This window comes from Alteromonas sp. 5NW40-0090 (assembly GCF_057552975.1).
Genome location: NZ_BAAJLT010000007.1, coordinates 234,608 through 255,863, shown reverse-complemented (window position 1 = coordinate 255,863; position 21,256 = coordinate 234,608). Strand labels below are relative to the sequence as shown.

General features: G+C 45.8%; 15 protein-coding genes. 9 read left to right on the top strand and 6 right to left on the bottom strand.

All coding sequences use genetic code 11. From position 1 onward, the window contains the following. Window positions 1-6: 6 nt before the first annotated feature. A complete protein-coding gene (locus AC27KT_RS10880; protein WP_487129851.1) occupies window positions 7-795 on the bottom strand; it encodes a cyclase family protein in 789 nt (262 codons plus the stop codon). Beyond that, window positions 788-1,777, bottom strand: a complete 990-nt coding sequence (locus tag AC27KT_RS10875; protein WP_487129849.1) for a fumarylacetoacetate hydrolase family protein — start codon at window positions 1,775-1,777, stop codon at window positions 788-790. Before AC27KT_RS10875 ends, AC27KT_RS10880 begins: the two co-directional genes overlap by 8 nt. Window positions 1,778-1,965: 188 nt before the next feature. Here AC27KT_RS10875 and AC27KT_RS10870 point away from each other — a divergent pair, with 188 nt between their 5' ends. Continuing rightward, on the top strand, window positions 1,966-2,880 hold the full coding sequence (locus tag AC27KT_RS10870) for a LysR substrate-binding domain-containing protein (RefSeq protein WP_487129847.1): 915 nt from the start codon (window positions 1,966-1,968) through the stop codon (window positions 2,878-2,880). 147 nt (window positions 2,881-3,027) lie between these two features. Here AC27KT_RS10870 and AC27KT_RS10865 read toward each other — a convergent pair whose 3' ends face one another. Next, window positions 3,028-4,080, bottom strand: a complete 1,053-nt coding sequence (locus tag AC27KT_RS10865; RefSeq protein WP_487129845.1) for a Rieske 2Fe-2S domain-containing protein — start codon at window positions 4,078-4,080, stop codon at window positions 3,028-3,030. A gap of 26 nt (window positions 4,081-4,106) precedes the next feature. Beyond that, on the bottom strand, window positions 4,107-5,051 hold the full coding sequence (locus AC27KT_RS10860; RefSeq protein ID WP_487129843.1) for a PDR/VanB family oxidoreductase: 945 nt from the start codon (window positions 5,049-5,051) through the stop codon (window positions 4,107-4,109). 219 nt (window positions 5,052-5,270) lie between these two features. Between AC27KT_RS10860 and AC27KT_RS10855 the strand changes: the two genes are divergently transcribed. Both AC27KT_RS10855 and AC27KT_RS10850 read left to right on the top strand, forming a co-directional pair. Continuing rightward, window positions 5,271-5,765 (top strand): MarR family winged helix-turn-helix transcriptional regulator, encoded by a 495-nt coding sequence (locus tag AC27KT_RS10855; protein ID WP_487129841.1) that lies wholly within the window; start codon window positions 5,271-5,273, stop codon window positions 5,763-5,765. 462 nt (window positions 5,766-6,227) lie between these two features. After that, complete coding sequence (locus AC27KT_RS10850) at window positions 6,228-8,711, top strand: TonB-dependent receptor (protein ID WP_487129839.1); 2,484 nt, start codon at window positions 6,228-6,230, stop codon at window positions 8,709-8,711. Between the two features lie 370 nt (window positions 8,712-9,081). Here AC27KT_RS10850 and AC27KT_RS10845 read toward each other — a convergent pair whose 3' ends face one another. Together AC27KT_RS10845 and AC27KT_RS10840 are read right to left on the bottom strand one after the other, a co-directional pair. Then, window positions 9,082-9,414: a hypothetical protein gene (locus tag AC27KT_RS10845; RefSeq protein ID WP_487129837.1), complete on the bottom strand. Its 333-nt coding sequence runs from the start codon at window positions 9,412-9,414 to the stop codon at window positions 9,082-9,084. Between the two features lie 449 nt (window positions 9,415-9,863). After that, window positions 9,864-12,128: a TonB-dependent receptor gene (locus AC27KT_RS10840; protein WP_159577942.1), complete on the bottom strand. Its 2,265-nt coding sequence runs from the start codon at window positions 12,126-12,128 to the stop codon at window positions 9,864-9,866. Between the two features lie 801 nt (window positions 12,129-12,929). Here AC27KT_RS10840 and AC27KT_RS10835 point away from each other — a divergent pair. From AC27KT_RS10835 to AC27KT_RS10810, 6 genes are all read left to right on the top strand, one after another. Then, window positions 12,930-13,592, top strand: a complete 663-nt coding sequence (locus tag AC27KT_RS10835) for a GntR family transcriptional regulator (RefSeq protein WP_159494177.1) — start codon at window positions 12,930-12,932, stop codon at window positions 13,590-13,592. Between the two features lie 65 nt (window positions 13,593-13,657). Then, a complete protein-coding gene (gene prpB / locus AC27KT_RS10830; protein WP_487129834.1) occupies window positions 13,658-14,533 on the top strand; it encodes a methylisocitrate lyase in 876 nt (291 codons plus the stop codon). A 255-nt stretch (window positions 14,534-14,788) separates the two neighbouring features. Continuing rightward, window positions 14,789-15,913 (top strand): bifunctional 2-methylcitrate synthase/citrate synthase, encoded by a 1,125-nt coding sequence (gene prpC / locus AC27KT_RS10825; protein WP_338518594.1) that lies wholly within the window; start codon window positions 14,789-14,791, stop codon window positions 15,911-15,913. Window positions 15,914-15,931: 18 nt separating this feature from the next. Further along, window positions 15,932-18,523, top strand: a complete 2,592-nt coding sequence (gene acnD / locus AC27KT_RS10820; protein ID WP_487129832.1) for a Fe/S-dependent 2-methylisocitrate dehydratase AcnD — start codon at window positions 15,932-15,934, stop codon at window positions 18,521-18,523. Between the two features lie 165 nt (window positions 18,524-18,688). Next, entirely contained in the window at window positions 18,689-19,870 is a 1,182-nt protein-coding gene (gene prpF, locus AC27KT_RS10815; RefSeq protein ID WP_487129830.1) for a 2-methylaconitate cis-trans isomerase PrpF, read from the top strand. A 129-nt stretch (window positions 19,871-19,999) separates the two neighbouring features. Continuing rightward, window positions 20,000-21,256, top strand: a complete 1,257-nt coding sequence (locus tag AC27KT_RS10810) for a response regulator (protein ID WP_487129828.1) — start codon at window positions 20,000-20,002, stop codon at window positions 21,254-21,256.

Here is a 21,256-nt window from a genome sequence, read left to right as displayed (position 1 = left end):
ACAGTGTTATTTTGGTAGCATCGCCACGGCGCGAACGAAGCCTGCGGAAGCGCGCTTTATTTTGTAAGGGAAACACGAGATTAAAAATCCGTTTGCAGGCAGCGCCTCCAAGTTGCTGAGCTTTTCCATTTGGCCGTAGCCAATGTCTCTTCCCGCTTTGTGACCTTCCCAAATAATGGATGGGTCGCCAGATTCAGCAAATCGTTCACGAGTGTATTTAAAAGGCGCGTCCCAACTCCATGCATCGGTACCCACTACCTTTACGCCTTTCTCTAATAAATAAAGCGTTGCCTCTCTTCCTATACCTACACCTGCCTCCAAGTAGCCAGGTTGACCGAAAAGCGCGCCGGCTCGTGTATTCACCACAACAATGTCTAATGGTTCGAGGGTGTGGTTAATACGGGCGAGCTCTTTTTCAACGTCCTCTGCGGTAATAACGTAGCCGTCTGGAAAGTCTCTGAAATCGAGCTTAACGCCGGGTTGAAAACACCATTCGAGGGGCAGCTCGTCGATGCCATAAGCGGGCTTGCCACCGTCAGTAGTCGACGCATAGTGCCAAGGCGCATCCATGTGTGTTCCGCTATGCGTGGTTATATCCAAGCGCTCTGCTGCCCATGCCTCGTCGCCAGGTAACTGGTCTTTTTGTAAACCTGGGAACATTGCGCCCATTTCTGGCCATCCTTCCTGATGGTCCATGTAGTCTATTTTAGGCAGCAATGGCGGAGGGTCAGTGTAGGGGTTGTTATCTAAGGTGACTGACAAATCGATAATGTTGTACTGTCGTGGATTAAACATTCGCTTTACTCACTTTTACGCGCTGGTTAATGGCACCAAATAAACTCTGCCCTTGTTCATCAAAGACATTCATGGTGACAACCTCGTCTTCTGTCATGAAGGGCGTCTGTGGCGCCCCACTTTTAATCATTTCTTTTGCGCGAAGCTCCGAAATACAGGCTTGTCCCCTGCTTGGGTCTGCATTTGAAACCGTGCCAGAACCAAAAACAGTACCGGCAGCAATGGGCCTTGTTTGCGCAACGTGGGCGATGAGCTCGTGAAATCCAAAGTGCATTTCTTCCCCATGAGGTGTCCCAAAAACGTCACCATTTCTGTTTACCTGTAGCGGTAAACAAACCCGGCCATTGCGCCAGTGTTCACCAAGTTCGTCTGGTGTTAATGCTATCGGTGCAAACGCTGTTGCCCCTTTGGCTAGTACAAAGCCAAAGCCCGTTTTCATTTCTCTGGGGCCTAACGCGCGATAGCTAATGTCGTTAAGCAGCACCACCAATCTGATTTTTGATAAACACTGCTCAGGCGTACTTCCCATTGCAATTGCATCGACGATAACGCCAAATTCACCCTCAAAGTCGATACCGTGTTTAAGGTCGGCAACGGTAATGTCGTCACTGCCGCTCAAAAAATGATTGCCTGCGCCTTGGTATACCAACGGGTATTTGTCTGCATCTTCAATGGGGTCTAGGTGAAAAGCCTTTTGCATAAGATGGCCATGATTGAGGAATAAGGAACCATCCAGCCATTGCCACGCTCTAGGTAAAGGTGCATCTGCTTTTTCGCTGTCAAATGGCTCAGTCGCCGTTGCTTTTCCTTCAGCTAAACGTTGATATTTCTCGGCCAGTTCGCTCTCGACACTACCCCAATTTTCCAGGGCATACTGCATGGTCGGCGCGATGTCGGTAACATCAAGGCATTCGCTATTTGTGCTAGACACAAGAACTAACTTGCCATCAGGATGTGTCGTTTTTAACGTCGCTAACTTCATATTTGAGAAACCATAAACTTGTTAATGGCAGATAAACCAAAATAAAATGTAATATTAATGTTAATGTTTTATTTGCAATCCAAAAAATTGAATGTTTAGATAGCAACCATCAGAAAAACAGATAGTAGACACACAATATTCGTAAAAATGACGTTTGCGATGATGTGTGCGCCATAGCGAGAATTGCCATGAGATTTGAACAACTTGATTTGAATTTGTTAGTTGCCTTAGACATCTTGTTGCAGGAAAAAAACATTACGCGCAGTGCGGAAAGGCTGCATTTGTCTCAGTCGGCTACCAGCGGTGTGCTTTCCAGGCTCCGCGCTTACTTCGAAGATGACTTGTTGGTACAAATTGGAAAGAAAATGCACCCAACCCCGTTCGCATTAGAGCTGCAGGGGCCTGTGGCAGGCGTGTTAGCAACGATAAGAGGCTCAATTATTGGCAGAAAAACCAGTAATCCAGAAGAGAGCGAACGTCACTTCAAGATCATCGCATCCGACTACATCATTCAATCATTGCTTAGGCATATGCTGGCTAAACTTGCGGTTATCGCGCCCAATATTACCTTTGAATTTCTTTCGCCATTTGCTCATGACGTCAGTATTTTGACTAAAGGTGGAGCTGATCTAATGGTAGCGCCGGAGTCGGTAATGGTGGACAACTATCCTAATCAGCCATTGATAAAGGATGAAATGGTGTGTGTAGCGGATATCAACAATGAGCATATACACGGCACGCTTACTGAAGAACAGTATGCTTCTTTTGGTCATGTTTCAGTAGGTATAGCGAAAACAAGTATGCTGAGTATCGAAAAGTGGTTATTTGATAAAATGGAAGCCAATAGAAAGGTAGAGATTATCACCAACGACTTTTCTACCATTTTATACAGTCTTATGAACACCAATCGCATTGCAATTTTGCCAAAGCTATTCGTTGAAGCTCACGCGAAAGAAAAATTAGTAAAAATCGTCAAGCTCCCCTTTGACGTTCCACCGCTAAGGGAAAGCATGATGTGGCCTCCAACCCTCGACAACGATCCGGTTCATCGTTGGTTAAGACAGCACATTGTGGATTGTGCCGCGCCTTTTAACCCAAGCTAGCCGCTGAGATAGAGCCGTTTAATCGCTACGCTTTGTTTGACTTTTAGGTCAAGCGCGCTTACCCGCTTAGAAGTGAAAACGCTTCTGATGGACTTCCCACCAGAAGCGTTTATTTTTTAACAACTATCTGTTTGGAAAAACCGACGCCTACTCACATAGCGTTGATATGATACGTCTGGCGTGGTTGGCACCAGCATCAACGTGTATATCAATCATAGGCTGACCTTTAAAGCGCTTCATCGTTTTAAATTGCGCCTCTATTACCACTTTGTCTTCATCAAACGTTAAACGAGTTTGCTCGACAACCTTTTGCTTTACCTCTTCGATATCAGTCACCGGGTTAGTCGCTATTGTCCAGAAGTAGTGGGAAGTATCATCGGTTTCCGGCGTGATACAATGCAAACCTCGCATGTGGAAACCTTCCCTATTAGGGTCAGTTACCGAGCCACTATTTGCATCAATCCCGCCCGTCCAAATTTTTATATGAGATGGACAAAATTCAATCTCTTGCCAACGATCAATTTTTCCCTTAAACGGATAGGCGGCCACATAAGTTGGCGGTGGCGTCGAATTCGGCATATAGCGCTTTATTGTTACTTGGTCGCCCTCTGATTCTACGTCCATTTGAGCGTTCATGTGCGTTTTCGCATCACCGCCAATAGTCCTCAAGTGAACATAGCCTAGATGGCTTAAATCCAGCAAATTGTCATGTATTAGTTGATAAGGTGCGTTGTAGTGATAGACGTCGCCACCATACACGTATTTAGGATCATTGTGGTATTCATAGCGTGGAGGCGCTACATCTGGCTCTGACCCTTCTTCTGCGCCGAACCAAATCCACACTAATTCATCTTGCTCTTTCACGAAATACGGTGTGACTTTCGCTTTCCGCGGTACTTTTGGCTGCCCAGGTACTTCCAGACACTTTCCCTTACCGTCGAAAAGCAAACCATGATATCCACACCGCAAGCCGCCTTCTTCGATCGTTCCCATAGACAACGGCAATTGACGATGGCAACACCTATCTTGAAGCGCGTTAACATCCCCATTCAAATCACGGTATAACACAACAGGTTGGTTCAGCAGTGTTCGTGCTAACGGCTCGTCTTTGAGCTCTTTACTAAAAGCCGCCAAATACCACATATCTAGAGGAAAAGGACTGCGTTGCTTTGGTGTATCAATTGAATTATCAGTAATCATAAATGCTCCGTTCGTAAACGCCTTTCTTAGAGGTCGATTATTAAGGTGTCGCTTTTTGCTCTAGAACAACAAGGCGTAAATACGTCGTTCTGCGCTTTTTGAGCAGCGGTCAACACACTGTCTCTGTGATCTGGTTGCCCCTCTAGCACGCGTGTAATACATGTTCCACATACGCCCATCTCGCAGGACATGTCGATCTCAATCCCGGCATCGTCAATAGCGTCCAGAGCAGTTTGGTCAACAGCAACGTCGAGTTCGATTCCCGTTCGGGAAAGAATGAGTTTAAAAGGTCTATCCTCTGCGCTATCTGCAATAGGTTCCGCTTTAAAGTTCTCTTTGTGCAGGTGCGCTTCGTTCCAGCCATTGGATCTCGCGCTATCAAAAATGTAGTCCATAAAACCCACTGGTCCACACGTATAAAGGTGAGCGTTTTTATCTGCAGGTCCTATGATTTTATCCGCGGCTTTCTCTTCACCATCGAAATGAAAGAACACATTTGACGCAAATTCACATGAACTGAGTTGCTCATAGAAAGCGGTGTCTTCTTTACTGCGAGTGTAGTAATGCAGCTCGAACGCTTTATTATTTCGATACAATTCAACGGCCATCGACATAATTGGCGTAATACCGATTCCACCCGCAAAAAGTAGTGCCCGTTGACAAGTACTGTCCAAAGAAAACAAGTTTCTAGGTTCACTTATAGAAATAGTCTGACCGACATCAACATCGTCATGCATGGCGACAGAACCGCCACGGGAAGCCGCATCTCTCAATACCGCTATTTTGTAAAATTTATCCGATTGCTCATGACTGATTAAAGAATACTGGCGAATGAGCCCTTCACCGACTTTCACATCGATATGACTACCAGCCTCAAACGGAGGAAGCGCCTGCCCACTCGCGTTTTCAAGCTCAAAACTCATTATTTTGTGTGTTTCTTCAATTTTACGTTTTACGATAACTTCAAACATAAATCGCTCATGTAATCGCCAAAAGATGTCCTCATTCTCCATAATATAGTTGACATGTCAACAATGCTTAACGTCAAATTAACAGCGGCATTTCAAGCTTGATAACTTTTCAACATTTGAATACATGCACACTTGAATGTTTATAATCCGTTTAAGATCGCATAGACTCTCAAGCCTTAATTAGCCGACAGCGCTCTCCTCAGCACGTATTAAAGCCAAATGAAAACTGAAAAAAAACAATTAGATCTTCAACGATACATACCCGCGCTAGTGAATTTTTTATCGAATAAATTATCCAGCGGTGCATCTAAGTGTTATCGAAAAAATTTCGCTATTGGCATCATAGAATGGCGTGTACTCGCTATGCTAAAAGTGGAGTCTGATATAACAGCGAACCGAATTTGTCAGGTTATTGGCCTGGATAAAGCGGCAATAAGCCGAGCTGTAAAGCAGCTTGTTGAAGAGGACTATGTGACCTTAAAGCAAGACCCTGAAGATGCCCGTTCCTCGTTGTTGCAATTAACCGCAGAGGGACATCGTTTGCACGACCAAATCATTCCCATCGCGCTTGAGAGAGAACGATTGTTATTAAGTGGGATCAGTAAAAAAGATCTAGATGTTACGATTGATGTTCTGACCAAACTGAATGAGAACGTAAAGCTAGTTGATGCGTTTAATCCGTTTGCAAAAGTCGGAAAAGACGGAAAAGAATGAATGTAACTATACCAACCTCATCTTTATTAAGCTCAGCAGTGAATGCTCTTTGAATCGCCCCTTTTACATTACTTAAGCGCCACTTAATTAGCGTATTATTCATTTGCTATCTGAAATTAGCGACCTTTAACTACTTCTAGTGGTGACAACCAGCTCTACTGCCAAGGCTGATTTGTACTTCTGCGAGTCTGTGGTTGTTCACATGGGGCATTATCAAAATACGTACTCCCTTCTCTATCTAACGAATTTTTATATATAATCCCCCTGAAGTATCTACAAAAGAGATAGTTCATATCTGTAAATTAAATTTTTTCTCTTCGCTGAAGTGGCCTATGTTAAACAAATGTAAGTTAAGTAATGCTTAATGGTTAAAAATGTTAGCGCTATTAACACCGAACCCGCAGTCTTTACTTAACTCCTTTTTCAAAGGTTTGACACAACACATAGTTACTGGAACTTCATATGAAAATAAAAAAGCTGTCCCTCTATTTTCCGCTTCTGGCATTGTCAGCACTTTCACTTCAAGCTGTAGCACAAGAGACTGCAAATCAAGAAGAAAAAGCTGACGAGACCAATGGCATTGAGTTAATTATGGTTACTGCTCAGCGAAAATCTCAGTCTTTACAAGAAGCTGCAGTACCGATGCTGGCTGTTGACCAGAAATCTCTAACTCGTCAAGGACTCGAATCAGGTCAAGACCTAGGCAGACTCTCGCCCGCTTTAGGGATCAGCGCTGGCGGTGGGCCTTTGACAAGCATCTTTGTTCGAGGCGTTGGTGCATTGACAGTAAATCCGTTAACTGACGCTGCTGTCGCTCAAAACGTCGATGGGGTTTATTTAGGTCGCTCAAGCGGGGCAGCGGGTCAAGCGCTATTCGATTTAGAACGCGTAGAAGTACTTAAAGGCCCTCAAGGCACACTCTACGGTCGCAATGCAACAGGTGGCGTAGTCAATTATATCCCTGTAAAACCGCAGCTTCTTGAGACGTCGGGTTATGCTCAAGTAGAAGTGGGCAACTATTCAAGATTAGGTTTCCAAGGCGCGTACAACGCACCAATCGGCGACTATGCCGCATTAAGACTATCGGTTAACTCGCTGCAACGTGATGGCTACTCAGACGATGGTACGAACGATGCCGACAATCTTTCTCTGCGCGCTCAACTTTTATATGAGCCTACCGAAGACTTTAACATTCGATTCGCATTCGACTACTCTGAAAACACGGCGATTGGACCTGGTGGCGATTTAATTGGATCGTTTAGCAACACCCCAGGCAACTTGACCGATTTTGTTCCTTCAGGTATCGGTGCGTTTACCGGACCTACGACTGACGAAGCAAATGCTATTCGAACGAGCGTACTGCATACGCCATCGTTTGCATTCTATAAACCGCTTAATGCAGATGATTTAGGGCAGGATATTTCATTTACCGGTTTCATGGCCGAATTAAATTATACGACAGAGGCAGGAACGCTAACGGTTGTTCCTTCCTATCGAGAATCAGAGCAAGACTATACTTTTGTTGGCCCAGGCTTTGCTCCAGCCAAAACGAGTGAGCAAAATGAACAAACAAGTATTGAAACGCGTTTCGCCACCGACTTTGACGGATCATTCAACGCTATCTTAGGCGCATTCTATTTCGATGAAGAAATTCAAACCAGTGGGGTATTCGCACAAAACTACGCTTCACCCATTCAGAATTATGAAAATGGCGGCGATTCTTGGGCTATTTTTGGTCAAGGAACCTATGACTTTTCAGAGACCTTTAGATTAAACTTGGGTCTGCGCTATACGGAAGACAAAAAGTATGCCGAGGGTATCAGTGATACCTTTGTTACTTTCTGTGGCGGAGCACCGTTTTCAGGAAACTTCCTGACACCGCCTGACAGCTTCGCCAATGGCTGTGCATCAGGTGCTATGCCAGCGCACCCTATCACTTCTGATCGCGACGAATTCATTGCTTACTTCGTAGAGCAAGGGTTAATAGCGCCAGACTCTGTTGCCACAGTACCAGGCAATGGGCGTCCTCCGTTTTATAACCTAACAATTCCAGGTGGAACTACTCCACAAATTGGCGCCATTGTTAATGTGGGTGAAGGTTTTATACAGTCAGAACTTGATTACAGTGAAACGACGTATCGAATCGGCTTAGAGTATGACGTTGCTGAAGACAACCTACTTTATGCTACGTTCGAGACGGGATACCGCGCTGGAGGTGTAGACTTATCCATTGCCGCACCAACGTACGATCCAGAATATATTGATGCATTTACCTTGGGTTCAAAGAACCGCTTCTTCGACAACACGCTACAACTCAATTTAGAAGCGTTTCATTGGAAATATGATGGTCAACAAGTTACTTACTTCACTACATTGGATGGTGCATCATCGTTCCCGATAGCTAATGGTGACGCGACAATTCAAGGTTTAGATGTAGATATGATTTGGAGAGTGGGTCGTGATACTACAATCAGCGGTAATGCTCAATTCTTAGACGCCACTTATGACTCATTGACCCTTGTGTCAGACCCTGGGCGTGGCCGATTCGGCTGTTCATCAAACGGTGTTGCAGATGGCCTTGAAAGCTACGACTGTTCTGGTCAAAGCTTGTTGTATTCTCCTGATTTTGGTGCAGATTTAACAGTAAATCATAATATTGAGATTAACGAATACAATCTATCTTTAACCGCACAAGCATCACATCGCTCAGAGCAGGCAACAAACTTCATGTTTGTAAAAGCAACAGACACTGATTCTTATGTGACACTAGACTTCGACGCCACGCTTACGCCTAGCGAAGCAGATTGGTCGCTCTCGTTCTTTATTCGCAATGTAACAGATGAGCAATTTGTCGCTAATTCAAACGTTAACAACAGAGGTTTAACTTACGCAATCCACAATCCACCGCGAACATTTGGCCTCCGTCTAAGAGCCGAATTCTACTAATAGATAAGTGTTCATACCAACGGCCCTATCACGGATTTAATTGATAGGGTCGTTTTCATCGTTTATAGAAGCATCGCATAAACGCATACCTATTTATAAATATCCCTCATAGTGACCGACATTTTCGCAACAAAGTAGAATAGCGCACAGATATCACGCGAAGTGTTCTGCAGACTCAATGACAATACATGCTGAAACAATACAGAGAATAAAACCCAATGAAAAATACGGGCTTTTTTTATAACAGGCAAACGGAAATTGGGGCTTTATTACGTATTTGCACCGTGATAATTGCTATCGCCGCGCATTAGATTTGGCGTGGACTCTCCGCTTTATCCGCCACAATATTAAGGTTCCGCGCTGGCATACTTCAAAACCACGGCTGTGCGATCGTTGCAGAAGCTTTCACATTTAATTTTTCAGCTAGACCATTGACTACTCGAGAAGGTCCGTATATTCGACCAAAATCCTTCGTCGTCCACACGCAGGTTAAGATACTCGTCCCTTTGCGCAATTCACACTGCCATTTGGCCGTAGATTCGGCGAGTCGTTCATAGTCATCTTCAATTTCCCAACCATTGTCCACATGTTCGACAATAAGTTGTTCAAATTGGTCGAATGGAACAGGCTGAATGATTACCCATTCGTTTTTCTTGAACTTTTTTTCTAACCGCGATTTTTTAAAATTTGTAAATAAACCCACACTTCATCTCCGTATGATCTAACGGCCTTTGAGATTAATCGTGCCTCTAATACTTCGACACTGTTCCCATGATCTGCCCTGAGGGTGTAGGGCAAGAACACGATGTCCCAACCATTTCCCCATTTGACGTTGGGCAAACACCGTATTCGCCGCCGCCACTATAGCGACATTGATTGCCGAACTCAGGTTTAGCCGTCGTGACTCTCTCAACCTTTGTGATATTACTCTCTTCATCGTCAGGTAGATACACAGTGTATGTACAACTGAAAAGTAATGATGTTGCTATTATCAAAATGAAGCGAGTAAGTGCTCTAGAACGCATACCTATTTATGGTGTGTTGATGGAACAGCTTTAAAACTATGCTAATAATGAAGATAAAACAAGAAAAAATAAGCAAAAAAAAGCCAGTCGTCAGACTGGCTTTTACAATCATAACTCGTTGTAGCTATTAGAATTCAGTTGAGAATCTAACACCAAACTCGCTAGCATCGTTGCTTAGAATTTGCAGGATGTAGTCACCCGTGTTCAGGCGCGCATTGTCGTAACGCTCATCAAAGATGTTACGACCATAAAGCGCGACGGTGTAAGCGTCATCTGCTGGCGTATACGCAATATCAAAGTTCACTAGTTCACGGCTATCAAGCTCGGTCATACGCTCTGGCGCAGACGTTGGCTCACCATACATTTCTGAACGATACGAGTAGTCAGCACGCACGCGAATTGAATCACCGCCATCAAGCTCGAAAGTATATTGCGGTCCAATTGCTAGTGTAAGGTCAGGCGTAAGCGGCGCGACTGGGTTAAAACCAGCTTGCTCTTCAACATCTACGTCCATGTAACCGATGCTGGTCATCATGCTGAAGTTTCCGTAGCTGAACGTTGCATCGGCTTCAATACCGCGAGAGGTTTGTTCAACGACAAGGTTTGCGGTGTCAAAACCACCTTCGCTTACACGGCTTACTTGGTAAGGAAGATCTTCAAACTCGGTGTTAAATACAGCAACACTAATGTCAAAGTAATCGTTCACACGACCTTTAATACCGACTTCGTAGTTAGTTGCAGTGATGTTGTCAGATGCGGTGAAACAGTTGTTTGCACGGACTGCTGCTTGCGCTGCATCGATATCATCAAAACCACCTGCTCCAAAGAACTGGCCGATTAGACAGTAAGGGCGGGCTGGGTATTGTCCAGACTGATAACCCGACTGAATAGTCGCATAACCTGTCATGCCATTTTCAAACGTATAGTTTGTCGCAAGTTCCCAAGTTACTTCGTCCCAGTCGTTTGAATCAAAGATAGTGCCTAATGGACCGAATACGTTTGCAGACGCATCTTTTTCATCTTTCGTGTAACGAAGACCACCAGAAACGCTTAATTCATCATTAATGTCATGACGAACGTTCACATAGGCGGCTTTTGACGTGGTTTCTTGATCGAGTGCTAAAAGGTTCGGACCACCGTCGAAGTTAGAGTCGTCACCTTGGCGGTTGCTACCTTCTTCGTTGAAGTAATAAAGACCTGCTACAAAGTCTGTGTATTCGTTAATGTAACCGTTAAGCTGGAATTCAACAGAGGTTTGATCTGCTTCACCGCGCTCTGGGAATTGGTCAAGAGAGAAAACCGTACCGTCATCATCAAGGCCCGCTTTGTACTTAGATGTACGCTGGCTTGCTACCACTTTTGCTGTGTAATCTTCGTTGATGTCCCACTCAGTAGTCAATGAAAGGCCACGCGCTTCGTTTGATACGCTTGTTACTGCTTCTGTGCCCGTTGCGTTGTCGTAACGGTCAAAACCTTCAGGGATAACGTCAGAGTTACGTAGCTCTACACCTAGACCGTTGCCGCCACCGAAGTAACGTGCAGAACCTACTTCGTCAATTAGCACGGTATACGGACGAAGACCGCCATCACCGTTGTTCGCATCTGCAGTTAATACCATACGGAAGTCGTTAGATGGCTCCCATTTTACAGATACACGACCAGAGATGTCTTCAGTCTCGCCCACATCATATTCAGCATTTGGTACGTTGATGAACTCGCCAAGGCCGTCGCGCTTGTTGAAAGATAAGTTCATGTTGAACGCAAGTTCATCAGATAAACCATGGTTCACAAAAAGGTCGGCTTTAACGCGGCCACGCGTACCAAATTCAGTATTTACTTTAGTGACGTCGCCTTGGTCTGGCTCTTTGGTAATGATGTTAATGGCACCACCAATTGAGTTACGACCGTAAAGCGTACCTTGTGGACCGCGAAGTACTTCGATACGCTCGATGTTATTTAGGCTCCAGTTTTGACCAACTTGGCGGCCTAGGTATACACCATCAACGTAAACGCTTACGCCTGGATCAGTCGTGATAAGGTGATCTTGAAGACCGATACCACGAATAAATGGATTTACAGAAGATGTGTGACCGGCAGAGAAACCAGTAACGTTTAGGTTTGGAACGAATTTACCAACGTCTGTTAAGTCTGTAATACCTTGTTCTGCTAGTTTATCGCCATCAAAAGCACTGATCGCGATTGGCACTTCATAAATGACTTGAGGGCGTTTTGTTGCGGTAACGGTAATGGCTTCAAACTTTTGTTCTTCTGTTGCTTCGGCTTCCTGAGCGACAGCTATGTTTGAAAAAACTGGAACGGTCATCGCTACTGCAAGTGCGACAGGTGAAAGCTTACTGGCGAGTGCCTTAGACACGTCAGTATTAGTTTTCATGGTATAACCCCTTTTGCGTGAGTGTTAGGTGTAAATTTGTTGTTTTAGGCGGCTTCAAGTTCTTCTTCGGAACTTTGAAAGACTAAACTCACTGACCTAAGAGGCGCACATTACCTTGTGCTAATACTGGATTGCAGGCAATAAAAAAGTAAGTCGCAATAAAACATTACAAACTTACTTTCAATAAAACGCTGCTTTAAAAGTCGTAAATACTTTTCCAGCCCTCTGAGATTCGCAAGAAGAATTTAGGCTTGAAGACTGGAACGATATGTTACCGTTAGATTAGGATCTTGCAAAGCAAAATATTGCAATTTTATTAAAATAAAACTTCAAAATCAGACTAATTGGTTAAATGAACATTTAAATAAGATGTGTCGACAAAAACCACAAAATAACTTTAATATCATTGTCATATCTGGCCATACCTCTTTACTCGACGCATACAAGGTAACCAATTAAAATCTAGACCAAACGGACAAACTTTAAACAACACATTGTTCTTCAATCCCATACATCTCCGTACAAACACTGATACCGTTCCGCTAGCGATGAATCATATTTCTGCTTCGATCAGCACCGATAAAAATAACCACACTATTTTGACCTTCAAGACTTAACACAAGTTTATACGGGTGAATATTTAGATATTAAATCCATTCCAATGCCGGCCATCTATGCTTTTACATCTGGCTATACGACTAACATCTCACCCTTTTTGTCGACAATATCTCCACACCAAGGTTGAAAAAACGACGAAATAGCCATATATTGTCGACATTAAATAAGTAAAGACCACATACAGTGTTAGTAAAAAGCGAACATGCCATAACCAACGCCGACCGCACTTTCTTTAAGTTGAGGAAGGACATTGTTGAAGGCGTCATTCCCGCCGGCAGCAAGCTTAGCGAAATGGAATTGTCGACAAAATATGAGGTAAGTCGCGCCGTCATTCGAGAAGCCATTAACCGCCTAGCTACCTGTCACTTGGTAGAGCGCAAGGCCAACGTGGGTGCGCGCGTGGTTGCGCTCTCACCAGAAGGCTTAATCCAACTCTATCAAGTCCGTGAGGCGCTAGAAGGCATGGCTGCGCGACTCGCCGCCCGCTACATGAGCGATGATGAGATTGCCGATATGCAGGCGTTGCTAGACAGCCATTTCGACAAAGTAAAAGACGGCCACAGCTATTACCAAGAAGCAGGCGATGTAGACTTTCACTACCGAATTGTAACTGGCAGTAAAAATGATCATTTAATAAGTGTTTTAATAGATGGACTTTACCATCTTGTGCGCATGTACCGCGTGCAATTAGGTATGGCAGGCCCGCGCGTAAGTACTGCGTTTGACGAACACCGGCACATAGTAAATGCCATTGCTAATCGTGACGAAGAACTGGCGGAAATGCTCATGCGTCGTCATATCCTTTATTCAAAAAATAATATCGAGAAGAAGCTTAACCATGGTTAACCCCTTACAGCCTTCTTCAACCCTAATTCACCTCTACCCTACTTTCAAATAAGCGAGTGATTATCATGAGTGCAGGAAAGAAATTCAGAACCGCGCTAGAGAATAATAAACCTCTACAAGTTGTAGGCACTATTAACGCCTATAGCGCCATGATGGCAAAGGCCATTGGCCACCAAGCCATTTATCTTTCAGGTGGCGGCGTTGCCAACGCATCTTATGGCTTACCTGACTTAGGCATGACATCACTAAATGATGTAATTGCAGATGTGCAGCGAATCACCAGCGCGTGTGATCTACCGCTAATGGTAGACATCGACACAGGTTGGGGCGGTGCGTTCAACATTGCCAAAACCATTCGCGATATGGAAAAAGCCGGTGCTGCAGCGGTGCATATGGAAGACCAGGTTGCGCAAAAGCGCTGTGGTCACCGTCCTAACAAAGAAATCGTAAGCACTGAAGAAATGGTAGACCGTATTAAAGCCGCGGTTGATGCCAGAACTGACCCCGACTTTTTTATTATGGCGCGCACCGACGCGTTCGCACAAGAAGGTTTAGACAAAGCCATTGAACGTGCGAAAGCCTATGTTGCAGCAGGTGCTGACGGCATATTTGCAGAAGCAGTTCAAACTGAAGAGCACTATCGCGCATTCTCAGACGCATTAGACGTGCCTATCCTTGCCAACATTACTGAGTTCGGCAAAACCGAACTGTGGAACAAAGAAGAGCTTGGTGAATGGGGTGCAGACATGGTGCTTTACCCACTAAGTGCATTCCGCGCCATGAATAAAGCAGCAGAAATGGTGTACAAATCTATACTTGAAAACGGTGACCAAAAAGCCGTTGTCGACAGCATGCAAACACGTATGGAATTGTACGATTATCTTGGCTACCACGAATACGAGCAAAAGCTAGATGCCCTATTCGCCCAAGGCAAAAATTAGAATTAATACGACACAGCTGTGAGCGAGTGGGGTGCGAGGCACCATTGGATCGGGAGCGATAAGCAGGGCGTTACCACGCCGTGAACCCATCCATGGGGGCTCCGCCTCGGCATCCATGCCTCGGAGGGGTAACACCCTGCGCACCGCCCCCGTTTTATCGGTGCCTCGAGCCGACTCTAAGCTGTACCTTACACAGTTTATTTTTAAACAGACTTTTAAGTACCTTACAAATTACACAAGACCGGAGACAACAAGATGGCTAAACAGTTAAGTGGCGCGGGTTTACGCGGCCAAGTTGCAGGTAAAACAGCATTATCAACCGTAGGTAAATCAGGTTCTGGTTTAACGTATCGTGGTTACGACGTAAAAGACTTAGCGCAAAACTGTCAATTTGAAGAAGTAGCGTACCTTATCCTTAAGGGCAAGCTACCTAACCAGTCTGAGCTAGACGCTTATAAAACTAAGCTTCGCGGCATGCGCGGCCTTCCAACAGCACTAAAAGAAGTGCTAGAGCGCATTCCAAAAAATGCCCACCCAATGGACGTGCTTCGCACAGGCTGCTCGATGCTAGGTAACCTTGAAATGGAAACCAGCTTCGATGAGCAGCAAGACGTGACAGACCGTATGCTAGCGTGTTTCCCAAGCATCATTTGTTACTGGTATCGCTTCTCGCACGATGGCGTGCGCGTAGATGTTGAAACCGATGACGACTCAATTGGAGGTCACTTCCTTCACATGCTTCACGGCGAAAAGCCACGTGAACTGCACGAACAAGTCATGCATGTATCACTCATTCTTTATGCAGAGCATGAATTTAATGCGTCTACCTTCACTGCCCGTGTTTGTGCATCAACCTTATCTGATATGCATTCTTGCGTAACCGGTGCGATCGGATCACTTCGCGGCCCGCTTCACGGTGGTGCTAACGAAGCTGCTATGGAAATGATTGAAGGCTTCACGTCTGCCGACGACGCGGAAGAGAAAATGATGGGCATGCTTGAGCGTAAAGAGAAAATCATGGGCTTTGGTCACGCTATCTACTCTGAGTCTGACCCGCGCAATGAGATCATTAAGCAATGGTCTGAAAAACTGGCTGCTGATGTAGGCGACGACGTGCTTTACCCTGTGTCTGTTCGCTGTGAAGAAGTCATGTGGCGCGAGAAGAAGCTTTTCTGTAACGCCGATTTCTTCCATGCCTCTGCGTACAACTTTATGGGCATTCCTACACCGCTATTCACGCCAATTTTCGTAATGTCTCGTCTAACAGGTTGGGCGGCACACGTTATGGAACAGCGTGCTGACAACCGTATTATTCGTCCATCAGCAGAATACACAGGCGAAGAATTACGTCCGGTGCCAGCTATTAGCGAACGCGCTTAAGATTAAGGTTGGGGTTTTATGAATATTGATTACCGTAAACCGCTTCCAAACGCGGATATCGATTTTTTCGATACCCGTGAAGCGGTAGATGCTATTGAGCCTGGCGCCTACGCCAAGCTGCCTTATACGTCGCGTGTATTAGCTGAAAACTTGGTGCGCAAATGCGCCCCTGAAATGCTCACCGACTCACTTAAACAGCTTATTTATCGCAAGCGCGACTTGGACTTTCCGTGGTTCCCTGCTCGCGTGGTGTGTCATGATATCTTGGGCCAAACGGCACTGGTAGACTTAGCGGGGCTTCGCGATGCTATTGCAGCAAAAGGCGGCGATCCGGCGAAGGTGAACCCAGTTGTGCCAACGCAGCTGATTGTTGATCACTCCTTAGCTGTTGAACATGCAGGTTTTGAAAAAGACGCATTTGAGAAAAACCGTGCGATTGAAGACAGACGCAACGACGACCGTTTCCACTTCATTAACTGGACAAAAACCGCGTTTAAAAACGTGGATGTTATCCCTCCGGGTAACGGTATTATGCACCAAATTAACCTGGAGCGTATGTCACCGGTTATTCAAGCTCGTGACGGCGTTGCCTTCCCTGATACGCTAGTGGGTACAGACAGCCATACGCCGCATGTTGATGCACTTGGCGTTATTGCCGTAGGTGTGGGCGGTCTTGAAGCGGAAAGCGTAATGCTGGGCCGCGCGTCTTACATGCGTTTGCCCGACATTGTAGGTGTTGAACTTACCGGCAAACCACAGCCAGGTATTACGGCTACCGACATTGTATTAGCGCTTACTGAATTCTTGCGTAAAGAGCGCGTAGTCTCTGCTTACCTTGAATTCTATGGTGAAGGTGCATCGCACCTGACGCTGGGCGACCGTGCTACTATTTCAAACATGACACCGGAGTATGGCGCCACTGCAGCCATGTTCTACATTGACCAGCAAACCATCGATTACTTACGCCTAACAGGGCGTGAGGAAAAGCAAATTGCATTGGTTGAGCAATATGCCAAGCATACTGGCTTATGGGCTGATGACTTAGAAACCGCCGAGTACGAGCGGGTGCTTACATTCGACCTGTCTTCTGTTGGCCGTAACATGGCTGGCCCTTCTAACCCACACGCACGTTTACCTACCAGCGATTTAGAAAGTCGCGGTATAGCAGCGAAGTGGACCGAGGAGGAAGGCAAAATGCCTGATGGCGCGGTTATTATCGCGGCAATTACAAGCTGTACCAATACCTCGAACCCGCGTAACGTCATTGCGGCAGGCTTATTGGCACGCAACGCCAACGCGCGCGGTTTAACTCGTAAACCATGGGTAAAAAGCTCGCTAGCACCAGGCTCTAAGGCCGTTAAGCTGTATCTTGAAGAAGCCAACTTAATGAGCGAGTTGGAAGATTTAGGCTTTGGCGTGGTTGCCTTTGCGTGTACTACCTGTAACGGTATGAGCGGCGCGCTAGACCCTAAAATCCAGCAAGAAATTATCGACCGCGACCTTTATGCGACAGCGGTACTATCTGGTAACCGTAACTTCGACGGCCGTATTCACCCCTACGCGAAGCAAGCCTTTTTGGCATCGCCACCGCTAGTTGTTGCATATGCTATTGCCGGTACCATTCGCTTTGATATTGAAAAGGACGTATTGGGCACCGACAAAGACGGCAACCCGGTAACGCTTAAAGATATTTGGCCAAGCGATGAAGAAATTGACGCTATTGTAGCGAAGTCGGTGAAGCCAGAGCACTTCAGAAAAGTGTACGAGCCAATGTTCGATTTAAGCGTGGACTACGGCAAAGACATTAACCCGCTTTATGACTGGCGTGAAATGAGTACCTATATTCGCCGCCCACCCTATTGGGAAGGCGCAATGGATGCCGAGCGCACCATGAAAGGTATGCGTCCGCTAGCCATTTTGGGAGATAACATCACCACCGATCACCTGTCTCCTTCTAATGCTATTTTGGCAAGCAGTGCAGCAGGTGAATACTTGGCGAAAATGGGTCTACCTGAAGAAGACTTTAACTCGTATGCCACACATCGTGGTGATCACTTAACCGCACAGCGCGCTACCCTAGCGAACCCGAAAGTGTTCAACGAGATGGTGCTTGAAAACGGTGAAGTAAAACAAGGTTCTCTAGCGCGCGTTGAGCCCGAAGGCAAAGTTATGCGCATGTGGGAAGCCATTGAAACTTACATGAACCGCAGACAACCATTGATCATTGTTGCAGGTGCCGACTACGGTCAGGGATCATCGCGCGACTGGGCAGCTAAGGGCGTTCGCCTTGCCGGTGTAGAGGTGATTGTAGCGGAAGGCTTTGAGCGTATTCACCGCACCAACCTTATTGGTATGGGCGTGCTGCCGCTTGAGTTTAAGCCAGGTACAACGCGCAAAACCCTAGAGCTAGATGGCACAGAAACTTACGATGTAAGTGGAGAGCCGTCACCAGGTGCAACGCTTACGCTAGTAGTAAACCGCCAAAACGGTGAGCACTTAGAGGTGCCAGTAACCTGCCGTCTAGACACTGCAGAAGAAGTCTCGATTTACAGCGCTGGCGGCGTATTACAACGCTTCGCCAAAGACTTCTTGGAAGCTGAAGCTAGCTGATTCAGCTGGGAAGAACTGAGCCGGTTGCAGGACACGCCGTGAATACATCCATGTAGGCTCCCAATTCGCATCCATGCGAATTGAGGGTCCCGCACCCAACTCAGTACTTCCTAAATCAGCTAACTTCTGTTAGCAGTGTTTACTATTTTTTGGGAAGGAAAAAACATGACAAAGTATGCGCCACAACTTCGAGTACCGGCTACCTACATGCGTGGCGGTACCAGTAAGGGTGTGTTTTTCAATTTAACCGATTTACCAGAGGCCGCGCAAAAGCCGGGACCGGCGCGTGATGCATTACTGCTGCGTGTGATTGGCAGTCCCGACCCATACGGTAAACAAACCGACGGCATGGGCGGTGCTACATCAAGTACTAGCAAAACCGTTATCTTAAGCAAAAGTGAACGTGAAGGTTACGACGTCGACTATCTGTTTGGGCAAGTTGCCATAGACAAGCCATTTGTCGACTGGAGCGGTAACTGCGGTAACCTAACCGCAGCGGTAGGCGCGTTCGCAATCAGCAACGGCCTTGTCGACAAGGATAAAATACCCGAAAACGGCATTGCCACCGTCAATATTTGGCAAGCCAATATCAACAAAGCCATAATCGCTAAGGTGCCAATGACCAGTGGCGAAGTACAGGAAACAGGCGACTTTGAGCTAGACGGCGTTACCTTTCCTGCAGCGGAAGTAGAAGTGGCATTTGTTGACCCAGCGGACGGTGAAGGGGCTATCTTCCCCACAGGGCGCTTAGTCGACACGCTGGAAGTCCCGAGCGTAGGCTCTCTTCAGGCGACCATGATAAACGCGGGTATTCCAACTATTTTCATCAACGCCGAAGATATTGGTTACACGGGTACTGAGCTGCAAGACGACATTAACAGCGATGCAGAAGCCCTGTCTAAATTCGAAGCCATTCGTGCACACGGCGCTGTTCAAATGGGCCTGATTAAAGATGTGGGCGAAGCCGCAAACAGACAGCACACTCCAAAAGTTGCGTTTGTCGCCCCTCCGAGAGGTTATAAAGCGTCAAGCGGCAAAGACATTTTGGGCTCAGACATTGATGTTTTGGTTCGCGCGCTGTCTATGGGTAAACTTCACCATGCAATGATGGGCACGGCAGCGGTAGCTATCGCAGCCGCTGCGGCTATACCAGGCACACTGGTCAATATTGCAGCTGGTGGAAGTGACAGAGACTCAGTTACCTTCGGGCATCCATCAGGGACGTTAAGGGTAGGTGCAAAAGCGACGTTTGAAGATAACAAATGGCAAATTAAGCAAGCTGTGATGAGCCGCAGTGCACGTATTTTGATGGAAGGTGCAGTGCGCGTTCCCGTCGAGCAAAGTTAGCAGCTCCTGTCTGAACAACACAATATTAGACAATACTTATTTAGACATAAGTATGAAACGCCCTCTCATTGAGGGCTTTTTTATATTTTATTGGTTATTATCAAGAGTCAAATGCCTTGAGTAAATCACATGTATAAAGTTCTTGTAGTAGAAGACAGTTTAACTGTCCGAAAGATAGTAAATAAACTCATTGAGGATAACCCTCACTTTACTTGTGATCTTTGTGAAGACCTCGCTGAAGCCCGAAGTGCACTTGAGAGCGATACCGAATACTTGGCAGCTATCGTCGACTTGAATCTTCCCGATGCTCCGAATGGCGAGAGCGTTGAACTCGCGCTTTCCTACAATGTTCCTACAATCGTACTGACTGGTAATTTTGACGAATTTACTCGGGCACAACTGCTCGACCAAGGTGTACTAGATTATATTACAAAAGAATCTCGTTACTCATACCTTCAAGTATCTAAATTAGTTGATCGCCTACGGAAAAATCTAACTACTAAAGTACTTGTTGTAGAGGATTCAAAAACGAGCCGCAATCACATTTGTTCATTACTCCGCAAATTCCAGTTTCAAGTACATGAAGCCACTGACGGCTTAGAAGCCCTAGATGTGCTTGAAAATCATCGCGATATCAAAATGGTGATTGCGGATCATAGAATGCCCAATATGGATGGCTATGAGCTTGTTAAAACCATTCGCCACGAACGGCGGATGCAAGATTTGGTTTTTATTGGCCTTTCTGCCACTGGCGACAGCGTGCTGACGTCTAAATTTATAAAAAGTGGAGCCAATGATTTCCTATCTAAGCCGTTTTATCACGAAGAATTTTACTGCCGCGTAATGCAGAACCTTGAATCCCAAGAAATGATTCAAACCATTCGTGACTCCGCCAATCTAGATGCGCTAACAAAGGTTTACAACCGACGCTTTCTACACGAAAAAGCTGAAGAGCTTTTTGCCAACAAAACGTCTAGAAAAAACGTCATTGTATCTATGATAGATGCCGACAATTTCAAAATTGTAAACGATACCTACGGCCACAAAACCGGCGATATGTTATTGCAAGAGTTCGCGGCGCTGCTTAAAGATTACTTCCCAGACGACCTTATTGTTCGCTACGGTGGCGAAGAGTTTACCGTGGTTTCAGTTAGGCCGCCAAAAGTGTACTTATCGGCGCTTTCAGCGTTTATGGACGCAGTACGCTCTACTATTTTTACCAACCACAAATTCAACATTACGTGCAGCATTGGAGTATGTGCTGAAGAACACAAATGTTTGGAGTCGCAATTAGAAGTGGCCGACGCCCGCTTGTACGAAGCTAAGCACGCGGGTAAAGATCAGATTATTCTAAGAGATTCAATCACTAAAACTGCTCACGCTTGA

Excerpts from the sequence above, each read along its gene's own strand:
- AC27KT_RS10875 (WP_487129849.1), bottom strand. The coding sequence starts at position 1,777 with ATGAAGTTAGCGACGTTAAAAACGACACATCCTGATGGCAAGTTAGTT.
- prpF (WP_487129830.1), top strand. The coding sequence starts at position 18,689 with ATGACAAAGTATGCGCCACAACTTCGAGTACCGGCTACCTACATGCGT.
- AC27KT_RS10870 (WP_487129847.1), top strand. The coding sequence starts at position 1,966 with ATGAGATTTGAACAACTTGATTTGAATTTGTTAGTTGCCTTAGACATC.
- AC27KT_RS10840 (WP_159577942.1), bottom strand. The coding sequence starts at position 12,128 with ATGAAAACTAATACTGACGTGTCTAAGGCACTCGCCAGTAAGCTTTCA.
- AC27KT_RS10860 (WP_487129843.1), bottom strand. The coding sequence starts at position 5,051 with ATGTTTGAAGTTATCGTAAAACGTAAAATTGAAGAAACACACAAAATA.
- AC27KT_RS10865 (WP_487129845.1), bottom strand. The coding sequence starts at position 4,080 with ATGATTACTGATAATTCAATTGATACACCAAAGCAACGCAGTCCTTTT.
- acnD (WP_487129832.1), top strand. The coding sequence starts at position 15,932 with ATGAATATTGATTACCGTAAACCGCTTCCAAACGCGGATATCGATTTT.
- AC27KT_RS10810 (WP_487129828.1), top strand. The coding sequence starts at position 20,000 with ATGTATAAAGTTCTTGTAGTAGAAGACAGTTTAACTGTCCGAAAGATA.
- prpB (WP_487129834.1), top strand. The coding sequence starts at position 13,658 with ATGAGTGCAGGAAAGAAATTCAGAACCGCGCTAGAGAATAATAAACCT.
- AC27KT_RS10850 (WP_487129839.1), top strand. The coding sequence starts at position 6,228 with ATGAAAATAAAAAAGCTGTCCCTCTATTTTCCGCTTCTGGCATTGTCA.
- AC27KT_RS10880 (WP_487129851.1), bottom strand. The coding sequence starts at position 795 with ATGTTTAATCCACGACAGTACAACATTATCGATTTGTCAGTCACCTTA.
- prpC (WP_338518594.1), top strand. The coding sequence starts at position 14,789 with ATGGCTAAACAGTTAAGTGGCGCGGGTTTACGCGGCCAAGTTGCAGGT.
- AC27KT_RS10855 (WP_487129841.1), top strand. The coding sequence starts at position 5,271 with ATGAAAACTGAAAAAAAACAATTAGATCTTCAACGATACATACCCGCG.